We start from the raw sequence: 14,156 nt of genomic DNA, 5'->3' as shown, positions 1-14,156 counted from the left end.
CAAAACAAGTTCTTCTATTTTGATTTTTGCTACTTCTGCAAGCAGTGCTTATGTGCTAAAGTAAGAATGAAAAGGAGAGATAAACATGATATTTGATTCTCATACCCATTTAAATGCTGAGCAGTTCAATGAAGATATTCCAGAAACGATTCAGCGAGCACAAGAAATGGGGGTAACGAAAATGGCGGTCGTGGGCTTCGATACGCCAACGATTGAAAAGTCTTTGCAATTAAGCCATGACTATCCAAATATTTACAGTATTATCGGCTGGCATCCGACAGAGGCTGGCAGTTATACGAAAGAAATCGAAAATAAATTACAAGAACAATTGACTTTGCCAAAGGTTGTAGCATTAGGGGAAATTGGCTTGGATTATCATTGGATGGAAGACCCGAAAGAAGTCCAAGATAAAGTATTTCGCAGACAGATTGCTATCGCAAAAGAAATGAACCTTCCAATCAGTATCCATACTAGAGAAGCACTTGAAGACACGTATCAAATCCTAAAAGAAGAAGATGTTCGAGATATTGGTGGAATCATGCATAGTTTCAGCGGTGATTATGAATGGGCAAAACGATTTCTTGACTTAGGGATGCATATATCATTTAGCGGTGTCGTCACTTTCAAAAAAGCATTAGACGTCCAAGAGGCTGCAACAAATGTACCAATCGAACGATTACTTGTGGAAACAGATGCCCCTTATCTGGCACCAGTTCCTTTTAGAGGAAAGCGAAATGAACCAGGCTATACTCGTTATACAGTAGAAAAGATTGCTGAACTTCGGAATCTGCCAACAGAAGAAGTGGCTGCCCAAACATGGTCAAATGCGCACCGATTATTTGGTCTAAGCGAACATGGATAAGATGAAGATTCAAGAGATTATAGTCGTTGAAGGAAAAGACGATACAAGAAGGCTTCGGGAAGTAGTTGATGCAGATACGATAGAAACGATTGGTTCTGCTATCAATGAAGATATCCTGATGCAAATTGAACATGCCCAAGAGACTCGAGGGGTGATCGTTTTTACCGACCCTGATTTTTCAGGAGAAAAAATAAGAAAAATCATTATGGAAGCTGTTCCCCAAGCAAAACATGCTTTTTTACCGCGTACACAAGCTAAACCAAAGAAAAAGGGAAGTCTTGGTGTTGAGCATGCAAGTGATGCTGCTATTTTAGAAGCATTGAAAAAGGTTGTGACGCCAGATATTTCCCAAACGGCTGTTTCTGAAATCACTAGACAAGACCTTTTAGACTATGGTTTAATAGCTGGAGCACAAGCAAAAGAAAAACGAGAAAAACTAGGTGATGAGTTGCGTATCGGTTATACGAATGGCAAACAATTGGAAAAACGTTTGAAGATGTTTCGTATCACGCCGAAAGAGCTCGCACAAGCAATGAAAATAGTGGAGGAACAACATGAGTGAATATCGTGAAATCGCGACACCCTCTAGAACAAAAGAGATTTTATTGAAACATGGTTTTTCATTTAAAAAAAGTTTAGGACAAAATTTTCTCACTGAACCAAATATTTTAAGAAAAATCGTAGAAACTGCGCAAATAGATGAACGAACGAACGTGATCGAAGTTGGGCCAGGAATCGGCGCATTGACAGAACAATTAGCGATGCATGCAAAGCAAGTCGTAGCATTTGAGATTGATGATCGTTTGATCCCTGTATTGGCTGATACGATGCAACCCTATGACAATGTGACCATCATACATCAAGATATTCTGAAGACGGATTTATCAACAGCCGTAAGAGAAACATTTCATGAAGAGCTTCCGTTAAAAGTCGTAGCAAATTTACCTTATTATATTACGACGCCCATCATGATGCATTTTCTTGAATCGGATTTGGTCGTAGATGAATTAGTCGTCATGATGCAAAAAGAAGTAGCTGATCGAATCTCTGCTGAACCAGGAACGAAAGCATACGGTTCATTATCGATTGCTGTTCAATATTATATGGAAGCCAGTTTAGCCTTCATCGTACCAAAAACAGTATTTGTCCCTCAGCCAAATGTAGATTCAGCGATTTTGAAACTGACAAGAAGAGATACACCGGCAGTAGAAGTGACGGACGAAAAAGCATTTTTCCGATTGACAAAAGCTGCATTTCAGCAAAGAAGAAAAACGCTTTGGAATAATTTGCAGCATTCGTATGGCAAAGATGATCAGACAAAAACATGGTTATCAAAAAGCTTGGAAACGGCTGGAATCGATCCAAAACGTCGTGGAGAGACGTTGTCATTACAAGAATTTGCCGCATTAAGCAATGCGATGTCAGAAAATAAGCAGTAAAAAAAGAGGTTGTGAGCCTGCCATTTAACTCTGAGGTACAAGGAGCAATTTCAAAAAATAGCTTCTCCTATTTTTGATTTGGTTGGTCTTATCGCCGCTGAGGCAAGCTTTTGATTCCCATTATGAACAAGGAGATGTGACACAAATTTTGTCACATCTCCTATTTTTGTCTCTTGATCAAAAATTCTTATACTTGATACTCACACTCATTTTGTATGGATTTAGAAAAGAATATGTGTCTTGACAGTTATTAGTAAGTAAGTTATACTAAGTCGACATTTAAGTGTCAAGACATATTAGGAGAGAGAAAAAATGAGAAAAAATTCAGTTCGAAAACTAACGATTTCTGCTTTATTGATTGGGATGGGGGTCATTATCCCAATGGTTATGCCTAAAATCATGATTCCACCTGCTTCTTTTACATTAGCGTCTCATGTGCCATTATTTATTGCGATGTTTTTTACACCAGGAGTTGCAGTGGCTGTTGCGCTAGGTACGACATTCGGTTTCTTTTTGACAACGCCAGTTATCATTGCATTGCGCGCATTGTCACATCTTGTATTTGCATTGATTGGGGCATGGTACTTGCAGAAGCATCCGAGTATCGTTTTAAAGAATGGACAGTTTACTTTTACTAATTGGCGTTTTCAAGGGTTCAATTTTGTGATAGGTGTGATTCATTCTTTAGTAGAAATGCTAGTAGTCAGCATCTTTTACTTCATCGGTAATATGCCTGACACGTATTACTCTCAAGGGTATTTTTATACAGTGTTCATCTTGATGGGAATTGTTGGACTCATCCACAGTTTGGTTGATTATAATATTGCTTATTTTATAGCAGGAACACTCAGCAAATATTTTGATATCCCGGTATTTACGGCAGCAAAAAAAGGAAATCGGAAAGAATCGATTCAAGGGTACGCGAAGAAAACGATATACTAATGAACTATCAAAGAAAAACTCTCATCTGCTAACGGATAATAAATCCGCTAAGAGGAGAGTTTTTTGTCCTAAAAAGAGCCACACCACTATTTTCTGGCGTAGCTCTAAAGGGGGCAGATTAGGGAAGTTTGATGACTTGTTCGGTTTCTTTATCAAAGAAGTGGCCTTTGCTGATGTTGAAGGCAAGCTCGACTATTTCGCCTGGTTTATGGAAATCTCTTGCATCTACTTTTGAGATGAACTCAGTAGAACCAGTTTTTGTGTAAAGCATCGTTTCAGCACCAAGTAATTCGGAAACGACAACTTCTGATTTGACTACGGCTTCAGGTGAAGCTTCAAGGGCTACTTGTTCACTGTGGATGTCTTCTGGACGAATACCGAAGATAACTTCTTTTCCTTCATAACCTTTTTCAACTAATACTTTGTTTTTCCCTTCAGGAATACGAAGCTTAAGCCCATGTCCATCTGTGATGACACCGTTTTTCAATGTCACATTAAAGAAGTTCATGGCAGGAGATCCAATAAAGCCGGCAACGAACATATTGACTGGTGTATCATAAACTTCTTTCGGTGTACCGATTTGCTGGATAAATCCGTCTTTCATGATAACGATTCGGTCAGCCATAGTCATCGCTTCTGTCTGATCATGAGTAACATAGATTGTCGTTGTTTCAAGACGTTGGTGAAGTTTGGCAATCTCAGCACGCATGGCTACACGTAATTTAGCATCTAAGTTTGACAATGGTTCATCCATCAAGAAGACTTTGGCATCCCGAACGATTGCACGTCCTAATGCTACACGTTGTCGTTGTCCACCAGATAAAGCAGCTGGTTTTCGTTTCAAGTATTCTGTCAGTCCGAGGATCTCTGCTGCATTGTCCACACGCTTTTTAATGTCTGCTTTATCATATTTACGTAATTTCAAACCAAAAGCCATATTATCATAAACAGTCATGTGAGGATACAATGCATAGTTTTGGAAAACCATGGCAATATCACGGTCTTTAGGTGCCACGTCATTCATGACTTTTCCGCCAATATTTAGTTCTCCTTCAGAGATATCTTCCAGTCCCGCAATCATTCGCAAAGTAGTTGACTTTCCACAACCGGAAGGACCAACAAAAACGATAAATTCACGGTCTTTGATTGATAGATTAAAATCAGTCACAGAATAATTTTCTGCATTATCATATTTTTTATATACGTTTTTCAGAGCCATTTCTACCATAATACGTTCCACACTTTCTTTTTTAGTTTTATTAACTGATTTAAGTATAAATGAAAGCGTTAACTAAGTTCAATGTCATGTTGAACAAGAATTTTTTCTTTTTTTTGTCAATGTGCTAGTTTTAAGCTTCAATAAATATCCATAAGAAATAAAAACTGATACACTGGAGTAAATAAGTATGTTAACCATATCAAAAGGAGTGTCTCTTATGAAAATCGCTTTGATCGCTCATGACCGAAAAAAATCTATGATGGTGAAATTAGCAACAGCGTATAAAACAATATTGGAAAAACATGAACTTTTTGCTACCGGGACGACTGGACAACGTATCACGGAAGCGACCGGCTTGCCCATTCATCGGTTTAAATCCGGACCGTTAGGCGGAGATCAGCAAATTGGAGCAATGATCTCGGAGGACCAGTTAGATTTGGTGATTTTTCTTCGAGACCCGTTGGCTGCACAGCCGCATGAACCAGATGTAACAGCACTTATCCGTTTATCTGACGTTTATGAGATTCCGTTGGCTACGAATATCGGAACAGCTGAGGTGCTGCTAAGAGGACTGGAAGCCGGCTTCCTAGATTTTCGAAGAATCGTCCATGAAATAGACAAACGTCCACTTTCATTTTGATGGACAAGTGTATGGAAAAATAACGTTTAATGTTCGTCTATATGTAGCTATAAAAGCTAAACAAACTGAAAATATGCAATATAATACGAACGTATTGTATAATATAACCAATAATATTAGTTTTTCGTGTTTGCAGTAAATGTGAAAATATGCTATAGTTTCTGTGGGAAAAGATCCCAAAAATAATACAGAGTAGAAAATAAAGCGTTAAGTGCTAAGAGGATGGGATGTTGCCTCTTGGACGAAGGACGTAATGTTCGCGGTTTTATTTTCGCATTCGCTGCATGATACGATGTAGCAGCTCTTAAAGGAGATGCTAAAAATGAAGAAACACCGGTTAGACGCACGTATGATTGCTATTATGGGCTTACTGATTGCATTGATGGTCACGTTGTCCCGTCTGGTAGCAATCGAGACCCCATTTATTAAAATCAGTGTCACATTTATTCCACAAGTGATCATGGGCATTCTTTTTGGTCCTTTTTGGTCAGGGATAGGCGCAGTTTTAGCTGATTTAGTAGGAATGGCTCTCTTCTCAAAATCTACATTTTTTATTGGATTTACATTGAATGCATTTATTGAAGGAGCAATCTACGGATTCTTTTTCTATCGAAAAGAAATCACTTGGAAAAATGCGATTTTGGCTACGCTTAGTGTCACGCTGATCATAAACTTATTTTTGACACCATTATGGCTTGCGTTGATGTACCATGTGCCATTGTTCAGCTGGGTCGTTTGGGCGCCCCGCCTGTTAAAAACAGTGATATGGTTACCGATTCAATCAATTGCCATTTATTACGTAGGACGTAGTATTCCTTACAAAAAAATTTTAAGAAGTTTAGCGATCCACGCTAAATAAAAAACAAGCAGTCTTCCCATCCCAGAAGACTGCTTGTTTTTATTGTGCTGTGAATTGTGCTTGATAGAGCCGTCGGTAATAACCATCTTTTTGAAGCAACTCATCATGGGTGCCCATTTCGACAATGGCTCCCTGATCCATCACTAATATCTGGTCCGCATTTTTGATTGTGGACAGGCGATGGGCAATAACAAAACTGGTTTTACCTTCCATCATTGCTAAGAAGGCTTGTTGGATTTTTTTCTCTGTCAATGTATCGACTGAGCTAGTAGCCTCATCTAAGATCAGCATAGGCGGATTACTGATCATCGTTCGAGCAATCGTCAACAGTTGGCGTTGTCCATCTGATATCTTTAACCCTTGACCGCCAATCTTAGTATCTAATTTTTCCGGCAAACGTTCAACAAATTCATACATATAAGAAGCTTTTAGGGCATCATTGATTTCTGCGTCACTTGCTTCCGGATTCCCAAAACGAAGATTTTCTCGCAATGTACTGTCAAATAGCCAAGTATCTTGTAACACCATTCCAAAACTTTTACGTAATGTATCACGTTGGATAGAGCGGATGTCATGGTCATCGATTGTAATCGTTCCTTTTGTTGTGTCATAAAAACGCATCAGCAAATTAACAAGTGTGGATTTTCCGGCTCCTGTTTTTCCTACTATAGCAATGGTTTGACCTGGATAAGCAGTAAAATTGAAATCTTCGATCAAACGCTGTTTGGGGTCATAAGAAAAAGAAACATGATCAAAAGAGACTTTTCCTTTGATATTTTTGGGTTCCAAGGCATAGGCATCTGGCAAATCAGGCGTTTCTTCTGGTTGATCGATCAAATCAAATGCTCGTTCTAGACCAGAAAAAGCGGTTTGCAGTTGTGTCGTGATTCCAGAAAGTTCGATAAATGGTTTAGAAAACTGACTTGAGTAGATCGTAAAGCTGGAAATCACACCAACAGTGATTGACGAACCACTCTTCAATGCCAATAGGCCGCCAACCAAACCAATCGATAAATAAGCAAGGTGATCTACAAAACGAGAAGACGGGTTTGTCAAGGAAGAAGAAAATTGTGCCCGTTGTCCTTTTTGATATAGATCAGCATTTAACAGTTCAAATTGCTGTTGACTAGCTTCTTCTTGCTGAAAAGCTTTCACGATTTTCTGATTACCGATTCGTTCGGTCACAAAGCCCGAAATCTCCCCAATGATTCTTTGCTGTCTATCGAAATTTGTTTGCGAAGCACGAGCAACGATCCAACTCACAAGGAAAATAATCGGTGTGGAACAAAGAACGACCAATGTCAGAAGTGGACTTAGACGCATCATAAAAATAAACGAAAGAAGGATAATCGCAACTCCGGAAAACAATTGATTGAAGGCTGCAGAAATCGCAATAGAAATGTTGTCCATATCATTTGTAAATCGACTGACGATATTTCCATGAGAATTTTGATCATAATAACGAAGTGGCAATCGATTTAAATGGGCAAAAGCATCTTTTCTTAATGTTGCAACGGACAAGTAAGCTAACCGATTGCTTAATACTTGGATGAGCCATTGACTGACTACATTGATCAAAACGATTCCACCGAACAGAATCAGTAAATGGAATAGTCGATTGAAGCGAACTTGTCCTTCTCCGATCATTTGATCGATACTTTGGCCAATTTGTAACGTCATCACAACTGTTGCGATCCCGTTGATAATCCCTAGTAATACAGCTAGCCAAATGTCTTTCGCATAAGCAGTAAGATAAGGGATGAAGCGACGGAGTGTCTGCAAGGATAATTTTTTTACTTTCATAACTATTCTTCCTCCTGTGATGCGACGATTTCCTGATATTCCGCTGATTGAGCAAGTAATTCTTCATGCGTACCTTGAGCAGCGATCTTTCCTTGATCCATCACTAAGATATGGTGTGCTTCTTGAATGGAGCGGACACGTTGGGAGATAATGATCACTGTACTGCCAAGATAAGTCTGCAGCGCCTTACGCAAATCCAAGTCAGTCTGATAATCCAACGCACTCAAAGAGTCATCTAAAATCAGTAATTCTGGCTTGGCAATCAAAGCTCTTGCAATCGTTAGTCGCTGTTTTTGACCGCCGGAGAAATTTTTTCCGTTTTCCATGACTTTTGTATCTAAACCATTTGGAAGCTGACGTACAAATTCTTCTGCCTGAGCGATTTTCAGGGCTTCCCAACACTCATCTTCTGTGGCATCTTGCTTACCCCATTGAAGGTTTTCACGAATAGTCCCAGTAAATAACACGGAAGTTTGGGGAACAAGGGCGATTTGCTGACGAAGATGATCCAGCTGCCAAGATCGAACGTCCATTCCATCCATTATGACTGTACCGGAACTGACATCATAGAAGCGCGGAATCAATTGAGTCAAAGTCGTTTTCCCGCTTCCCGTTGGACCAATGATTCCAAGGACCGTATTTCGCTTCAGCTGAAATGTAATCCCTTGAAGAGAAAGCCCAGAATCAGGAGTATAACGGAAGTCAACGTGATCAAAAGCGAGAATCGATTCAGAAGAAAAATCGGGAGTAGTACTGATCTCGGCTTCAAGAATCGAATTCTCTGTGTCTAGAACCTCTTTTACTCGATTACCTGAAGCTTCGGCACGTGTGAAGATCACGACGAGGTTTGAAACAACGATCAGTGCCAAAAGCATTTGATTCATATAATTGATCAAAGCAAGAACTTGTCCTTGTTGCAAACTACCAATGTTTACTTTGATCCCGCCAACTGTTAGCAAACAAATGATTCCGACATTCATGATCAAGGTCGTAGCAGGTGATAAAAGGGCAGAGATATTGGAAACACGTAAATAATTGTTCGCTAGATCATTTGTGCTTTTATCAAACTTTTCTGTTTCTTTTTTTGTCTGTGCAAATGCACGTATGACACGAACGCCGCTAAGATTCTGGCTGACGTGTTCATTGAGCTGGTCTAGTTTTTCTTGCACTTTTTGATAGAGAGGAACAGTTTTTCTGATGATAAAAAATAAAATGATGGAGAAAATAGGCAATAATGCTAAGAAAAACAGACCTACTTCCCAGTCGATCACAAAAGCCATGACTACTGAACCGATGCTTAAAAATGGTGCTCTAATCAATAAACGAATGACCATTGCTAAAGCTAGTTGAAGCTGATTGATGTCGTTTGTCATTCGAGTGATCAAGGTATCTGTTCCAAAATGATTCAACTCGTTGTGAGAGAAAGTATTGATTTTTTTGATCAGCTGATTTCGCAACTCTGTACCAAATCCTTGTGAAGCTACTGAAGCGTAATATTGGCAAATGATAGCACAAATCAGACCAATCACAGACATAGCGACCATCCATAAGCCCATTTCAATGATTTTTCCTCGGTCATTCATTTTTAGTCCATTATCGATCAAGGAAGCCATCATTAAAGGTAGGACAAGTTCGAAGACAGCCTCAAGAAACTTGAAGAACGGACCCAAAATGATTTGCTTACGATAATCTTTTGCATAACGTAATAACTGAATCATATGATTCCTCCTATTATTTATTTGTCTACAGTTGAAAAAACAAGTACTACCACATTGTAGCTTAGGAAATTTAGAATGAAAAGAGAACAAGCCTTTTCATAAATGAAAGTTTTATTATGAAGAGATTTTAGAGATTGAATAGAGTATTTTTTAGAAAAAAAGAAAGAGAACGGGAAATTCATCCCGGTCTCTTCATTCCTCCAAACGTCTATTTTGTCCGATTTTTTTATAAATGAATCGTGTGCAAAAGGTGGATCAGGTACAGAATCATCAATGGAGCGCTATTTATTTTTTGAAAATAAAAAAGTAGTGATTCCATGATTTAAGTAAAAAACAGCGAGTATAAAGCAAATGATCTTAGTAATGAATAAAATCTCATAAAATGGGGAGGGCGAAGCTTCATTTTCCATAAAAACCATCGTTATTTTTGGCGAAAAAATTAAAAGTAACGATGTTATTAAATCTAATAAAAGCTTTGTTTTCATAGTTTATTCTCCTTTTTTAAAAGTTGTTGAAATCGTTTTCTTTTTGTGCTATAAAGTTATTGTAACAAATTGTTTGTGGGAAAGCTAATTAATGTTGAAAGAAGGGATATGAGAATGAAAAAATCGTTGATTGGTTTATTATGTGTGGCAACTTTAGGGGGGGGTAAGTAATATCGGACAGCCTGTGTTTGCTGTAGAAGTGGATGCATCAGTGATCGACATATCAAATGAAAAGAAAGAGATAAACATAAGTCCCGTACTCACTTTTGATGAAATGGTGCGAGAAGTAGCAAAAGAAAACGGCATCCCTATTATCCAAGCACAACAAGAGCTTGGATTCACAGATGAAAGTGCAAGACAAGCACGTACAGCAAGAGCAACATACAGAACATTATCGCAATCTTTCACAGTCAATGCTAGTTATAGACCCACGATGCGCTTTTATTGCGAGACCAGTGAAAGTGGAAATTTTAGGGCTATCAAAAGAATCCTACGAGTTGAAATGATCCGCGGATATAATGGTTTGTCGAAACAATTTGGTGGAACTGTTTATGTTCATTTAGAAGATGCTAACCGTATTTTTTACATTGTAAATGGCGACTTCTTCAATAATGGTTCAACAACTTGGAATGCAGGGGTGAACATCGGAGTAGGAAGAAACGCTTCTATTAAGTTTGGTGTAACGAATACAACCTCTCATTATCAATATCGCTATGTAGAAAGCCGTTTGCGATTTTGATATCAAAACAGCACACGAAAAAGAAAACAAGGCAGGAACAGTGATGTTTCTACCTTGTTTTCTTAATCAATGGGAAAAAACTAAGAGTGGTGTACGTAATCAATAAAAAGGATGGTGACAACAGTACCTCTTTACTCTCTGAAAGCATCATAACTCGTTTTTCCTCGTTACGCCAATAAATTGTTGTTATACCAGATATAAGGATTTGTAATAACAAAAAGCAGACAGAAAAATTGAGAGCTGTGCCTCCTATTTTGTGTGGAAGGATTTATAGAGCGCAAAAATCAAGATAAAGATAAATAAAAATCCTGTTTCGGCTATATATTGCGTATCTACATCGATAAAACGGGTTTGTTCTGTCATAGCCATATAAAGCAAAGGTAAAAACACAACCACAGCGAGATAAGATCCGATGATTTCGCGAAAAGTTTTCCAAGAAGTATACTTCCTCTTTTTAGATTTATCCGATTTCATTGAATAGTCATAGCCTCCTTGTTCTTTCTTTATTGTTTGGAAATTCCAGTATAAAAACCGGAAGGAACTGTTCGTTTTTAGAATAAAAATTATAAGGGATAAGTAAGCTGCTGTCTATAACAAGACATATTTTTCAACTCTTTATTAAAGATTTTATTGACAAAATGAATCCGTTTTCTATGATGGAGTAGGGGTGAATAAGTTGTTAAAAAACGAAATTTTATGCTACTTAGAGAACCAGACAGCCTTTTTCGATCTCAACCATATGAACGAGGTCTTTACAGCACAAAGATTGGCTGAACATTTTGGGGTAAAAAGAAACACAGTCAGTCATTATTTGAACCAGTTGAACGAGGAGAAACTACTAGTCAAAATCAATTCTCGTCCAGTGGTTTATTTCCACAAAGAAGCTTTTGAAAAACAATTTTTTCAGTTACGTACGAATTTTTATTTTTCTATCAATGATCTTAAAGAAGAACAGCCTTTTTTCGCACAACCAAAAGATTTATTCTCTTTTATGATCTGACACGACGCCAGTTTGAAAGAAAGTATCGAACAAATCAAAACAGCTCTTTACTATCCAGATGGCGGACTGCCACTTTTGATCACAGGCGAAAGCGGCACAGGTAAAAGTTATTTAGTCCATTTAGTCTATCAGTATTGTCTACTTCATGATTTACTAGAGGACTCTGCACCATTCATCACTTTCAATTGTGCACAATATGCAGATAATCCTGAACTGTTGACTAGCAATTTGTTTGGACATGTCAAAGGAGCTTACACTGGAGCAGAAGAAAATAAAAAAGGGGCTTTCGAAGCAGCAGATGGTGGAATCTTGTTTTTAGACGAGGTACATCGCTTAACACCAGAAGGGCAGGAAAAACTATTCACCTATCTTGATCAAGGTGTGATTTATCGTATGGGAGAACCTAATGTGTCACGGCGGATCAAAACACGTCTTTTTTTTGCCACAACAGAGGAGACCACTAGTCATTTCTTAACCACTTTCATTCGAAGAATACCTATCCGAATCGAACTACCTGCACTCAATCAGCGTAGTCGAAATGAACGGCTAGAACTGGTTTACTCTTTTTTTATCGAGGAACAAAGAAAAATGGGGAGCCCTTTGTCAGTCAGTGGCCCAGTTTTGTCACTTCTAGCAGGTCAAAACTTATCTGGAAACATAGGAGAGCTGAAAAATATTGTCAAAGTTTCAGCGGCAAAAGCGTATGCTGAACAACGTGAACAGTCGGAGATCCATGTCACCATCCATCATTTGCAAAAAGAACTACTCGCTGAGCCCATTACCAAAAATACAGCACAGCAAGGAATCTATATCACGCAAGACCAGACCTTAGAACAATTGATGGAAAAGCAACAACCAGAACAGCAACGAATCGTTAAAAGTTTTGAGCAGATCCTGCTTGATTTCAAAAAAAATGAGTGTCTTCTATATTCTTGCGAAGGAAAACTAAAACAAGAAGTGATCCAATTATTTGATTTTTTGCTGTTTGAGACCAGTAGACAAGAAAAACACGAGCTGTTGGTTTATTGGACTCAATCTATCCGTGAGACCTTTCGACAAATGGAGTCTGCCTATCAAATCAAGTTCGATGGAAACAGTGTCTATGCCTTGAGTTACTATCTTTATCAGCGAAGCACTGTCAAATGGTTACCGGAAGAACATGCGATTATCCAACTAATCAAAGAATTAGAAAAACAGGTTTCTCAATCTTATCCATCTAGCTATCATTATGTCCAGCGAATCTTGGAACTGAGTAAGATTAAATTAGATATTGAAGTCACTAGTATGGATCGGATTTTACTGACGATCTATCTAAAAAAAGCAAAATGGTCAAAAGAAAAACGACTGCCAAAAGCAATGATTGCTGCGCACGGTTATGCAACTGCTAGCAGTATGGCAAATGTGGTCAATCGTTTATTACAAGAAGATCTATTTGAATCATTTGATATGCCGCTAGATGTCACTCCACAGCAGATTGCTTCAGAAATTGTGGATTATTGCGAAAACAGCGATGTTTCAAATGGATTGATCATATTAGTAGATATGGGATCTCTGAAAGAAATCCATCAGTTTTTTAAAAAACAACTATCTGTACCACTTTTGATTTTAAATAATGTGACGACACCTTTAGCCATCACAGTAGGGGAATGCTTGCAAAAAAATGCAGCATTAGAAGAAATAGCAGAAGAGGCTGTTCGTCAAACCAAACCAGAATGGCGGCTCCTCTATCCACAAGAAAATAAACCCAAAGCACTCATTACTACCTGCTTCACTGGAATCGGCACGGCGGCTCACCTAAGTGCACTGCTAGAGAAAAGCTTGCCTACGACTTGTCAGTTGAAAATCATCCCATATGAATATCAGCGATTAAAAGATAAGAAAAACAGGGACCCACTGTTTTCCATATACGAAATCGTAGGGATCATAGGTACCGCAGATCCTGCTATCACCGATATCGACTATCTTTCATTAGAAGACCTCATCTCAGGAGAGAAGATGTCTGTACTGGCAGAATGGTTGGATTCTGCTATGAATGTTTCAGATAAGGAAACATTCAACCAGAACATCATTCGCAATTTTTCATTGGAGAAAGTACTGGACTCTGTGACTATTCTAGATACAGAAAAGGTGATGGAGGAAATCGATCATTTTATGCGAGAATTAGAGGTGCAGTTGAATCGAAGAATCAGTAATCCCAAAAAACTAGCGTTATATGTCCATGTGAGTTGTCTAATCGAACGTTTGATTCGACAAATGCCAATTGAAACCTATCAAGGATTAGAGAAATGGGAACAGTGTCAAAAAGAAGAGATATTTGCCATTAAATCTGCATTTAGTGTCATTGAAGAGCATTATAGTGTCATGATCCCTCGTTCTGAGATTGCCTATATCTGTGATATTTTGAGTGAAAGTACAGAGTTACTCTCGATAGAAGAAGAATTTTGAACATA

At 38.4% G+C, this 14,156-nt stretch carries 11 protein-coding genes, 1 pseudogene and 1 riboswitch; of the genes and pseudogenes, 8 read left to right on the top strand and 4 right to left on the bottom strand.

Going from position 1 to position 14,156, the window contains the following annotated elements:
• The first annotated feature begins 85 nt into the window (after positions 1-85).
• The 4 genes from AC1F25_RS07680 (at position 86) to AC1F25_RS07665 (ending at position 3,243) form a co-directional block, all read left to right on the top strand.
• Entirely contained in the window at positions 86-862 is a 777-nt protein-coding gene (locus AC1F25_RS07680) for a TatD family hydrolase (protein ID WP_002315759.1), read from the top strand.
• Entirely contained in the window at positions 855-1,424 is a 570-nt protein-coding gene (gene rnmV / locus AC1F25_RS07675) for a ribonuclease M5 (protein ID WP_002310144.1), read from the top strand. Before AC1F25_RS07680 ends, rnmV begins: the two co-directional genes overlap by 8 nt.
• Positions 1,417-2,301, top strand: a complete 885-nt coding sequence (gene rsmA, locus AC1F25_RS07670) for a 16S rRNA (adenine(1518)-N(6)/adenine(1519)-N(6))-dimethyltransferase RsmA (protein WP_002310145.1) — start codon at positions 1,417-1,419, stop codon at positions 2,299-2,301. The genes rnmV and rsmA overlap by 8 nt, the downstream gene beginning before the upstream one ends.
• Positions 2,302-2,613: 312 nt before the next feature.
• Positions 2,614-3,243: a hypothetical protein gene (locus AC1F25_RS07665; protein WP_479994016.1), complete on the top strand. Its 630-nt coding sequence runs from the start codon at positions 2,614-2,616 to the stop codon at positions 3,241-3,243.
• A gap of 118 nt (positions 3,244-3,361) precedes the next feature.
• Here the strand turns inward: AC1F25_RS07665 and AC1F25_RS07660 are convergent, their stop codons facing one another.
• Positions 3,362-4,471 (bottom strand): ABC transporter ATP-binding protein, encoded by a 1,110-nt coding sequence (locus AC1F25_RS07660; protein WP_002310147.1) that lies wholly within the window; start codon positions 4,469-4,471, stop codon positions 3,362-3,364.
• 208 nt (positions 4,472-4,679) lie between these two features.
• On the opposite strand from AC1F25_RS07660, the gene mgsA reads away from it, so the two are divergent.
• Positions 4,680-5,102 (top strand): methylglyoxal synthase, encoded by a 423-nt coding sequence (mgsA, locus tag AC1F25_RS07655; RefSeq protein ID WP_002310148.1) that lies wholly within the window; start codon positions 4,680-4,682, stop codon positions 5,100-5,102.
• A 186-nt stretch (positions 5,103-5,288) separates the two neighbouring features.
• Positions 5,289-5,387: riboswitch (THF riboswitch) on the top strand.
• 37 nt (positions 5,388-5,424) lie between these two features.
• Positions 5,425-5,961 carry a folate family ECF transporter S component gene (locus AC1F25_RS07650; RefSeq protein WP_002310149.1) on the top strand — a complete coding sequence of 179 codons (537 nt, stop codon included), beginning with the start codon at positions 5,425-5,427 and terminating at the stop codon, positions 5,959-5,961.
• Positions 5,962-6,000: 39 nt separating this feature from the next.
• Here AC1F25_RS07650 and AC1F25_RS07645 read toward each other — a convergent pair whose 3' ends face one another.
• Entirely contained in the window at positions 6,001-7,764 is a 1,764-nt protein-coding gene (locus AC1F25_RS07645; protein WP_002310150.1) for an ABC transporter ATP-binding protein, read from the bottom strand.
• 2 nt (positions 7,765-7,766) lie between these two features.
• On the bottom strand, positions 7,767-9,482 hold the full coding sequence (locus AC1F25_RS07640) for an ABC transporter ATP-binding protein (protein WP_002310151.1): 1,716 nt from the start codon (positions 9,480-9,482) through the stop codon (positions 7,767-7,769).
• 669 nt (positions 9,483-10,151) lie between these two features.
• On the opposite strand from AC1F25_RS07640, the gene AC1F25_RS07635 reads away from it, so the two are divergent.
• The gene (locus AC1F25_RS07635) at positions 10,152-10,706 is read left to right on the top strand and encodes a hypothetical protein (RefSeq protein ID WP_002320202.1); all 555 of its coding nucleotides are present in this window, start codon (positions 10,152-10,154) and stop codon (positions 10,704-10,706) included.
• 249 nt (positions 10,707-10,955) lie between these two features.
• Here the strand turns inward: AC1F25_RS07635 and AC1F25_RS07630 are convergent, their stop codons facing one another.
• Complete coding sequence (locus AC1F25_RS07630; protein ID WP_002310155.1) at positions 10,956-11,180, bottom strand: hypothetical protein; 225 nt, start codon at positions 11,178-11,180, stop codon at positions 10,956-10,958.
• Between the two features lie 193 nt (positions 11,181-11,373).
• On the opposite strand from AC1F25_RS07630, the pseudogene AC1F25_RS07625 reads away from it, so the two are divergent.
• Positions 11,374-14,151, top strand: a pseudogene (locus tag AC1F25_RS07625) (sigma-54-dependent transcriptional regulator).
• The last annotated feature ends 5 nt before the right edge of the window (positions 14,152-14,156 follow it).

The organism is Enterococcus sp. M-BR2, from assembly GCF_056612775.1.
Note: the sequence above shows the minus strand (reverse complement) of the source record. Positions and strands in the feature narration are given on the sequence as shown.

Excerpts from the sequence above, each read along its gene's own strand:
- mgsA (WP_002310148.1), top strand. The coding sequence starts at position 4,680 with ATGAAAATCGCTTTGATCGCTCATGACCGAAAAAAATCTATGATGGTG.
- rsmA (WP_002310145.1), top strand. The coding sequence starts at position 1,417 with ATGAGTGAATATCGTGAAATCGCGACACCCTCTAGAACAAAAGAGATT.
- rnmV (WP_002310144.1), top strand. The coding sequence starts at position 855 with ATGGATAAGATGAAGATTCAAGAGATTATAGTCGTTGAAGGAAAAGAC.
- AC1F25_RS07665 (WP_479994016.1), top strand. The coding sequence starts at position 2,614 with ATGAGAAAAAATTCAGTTCGAAAACTAACGATTTCTGCTTTATTGATT.
- AC1F25_RS07645 (WP_002310150.1), bottom strand. The coding sequence starts at position 7,764 with ATGAAAGTAAAAAAATTATCCTTGCAGACACTCCGTCGCTTCATCCCT.
- AC1F25_RS07630 (WP_002310155.1), bottom strand. The coding sequence starts at position 11,180 with ATGAAATCGGATAAATCTAAAAAGAGGAAGTATACTTCTTGGAAAACT.
- AC1F25_RS07640 (WP_002310151.1), bottom strand. The coding sequence starts at position 9,482 with ATGATTCAGTTATTACGTTATGCAAAAGATTATCGTAAGCAAATCATT.
- AC1F25_RS07650 (WP_002310149.1), top strand. The coding sequence starts at position 5,425 with ATGAAGAAACACCGGTTAGACGCACGTATGATTGCTATTATGGGCTTA.
- AC1F25_RS07660 (WP_002310147.1), bottom strand. The coding sequence starts at position 4,471 with ATGGTAGAAATGGCTCTGAAAAACGTATATAAAAAATATGATAATGCA.
- AC1F25_RS07680 (WP_002315759.1), top strand. The coding sequence starts at position 86 with ATGATATTTGATTCTCATACCCATTTAAATGCTGAGCAGTTCAATGAA.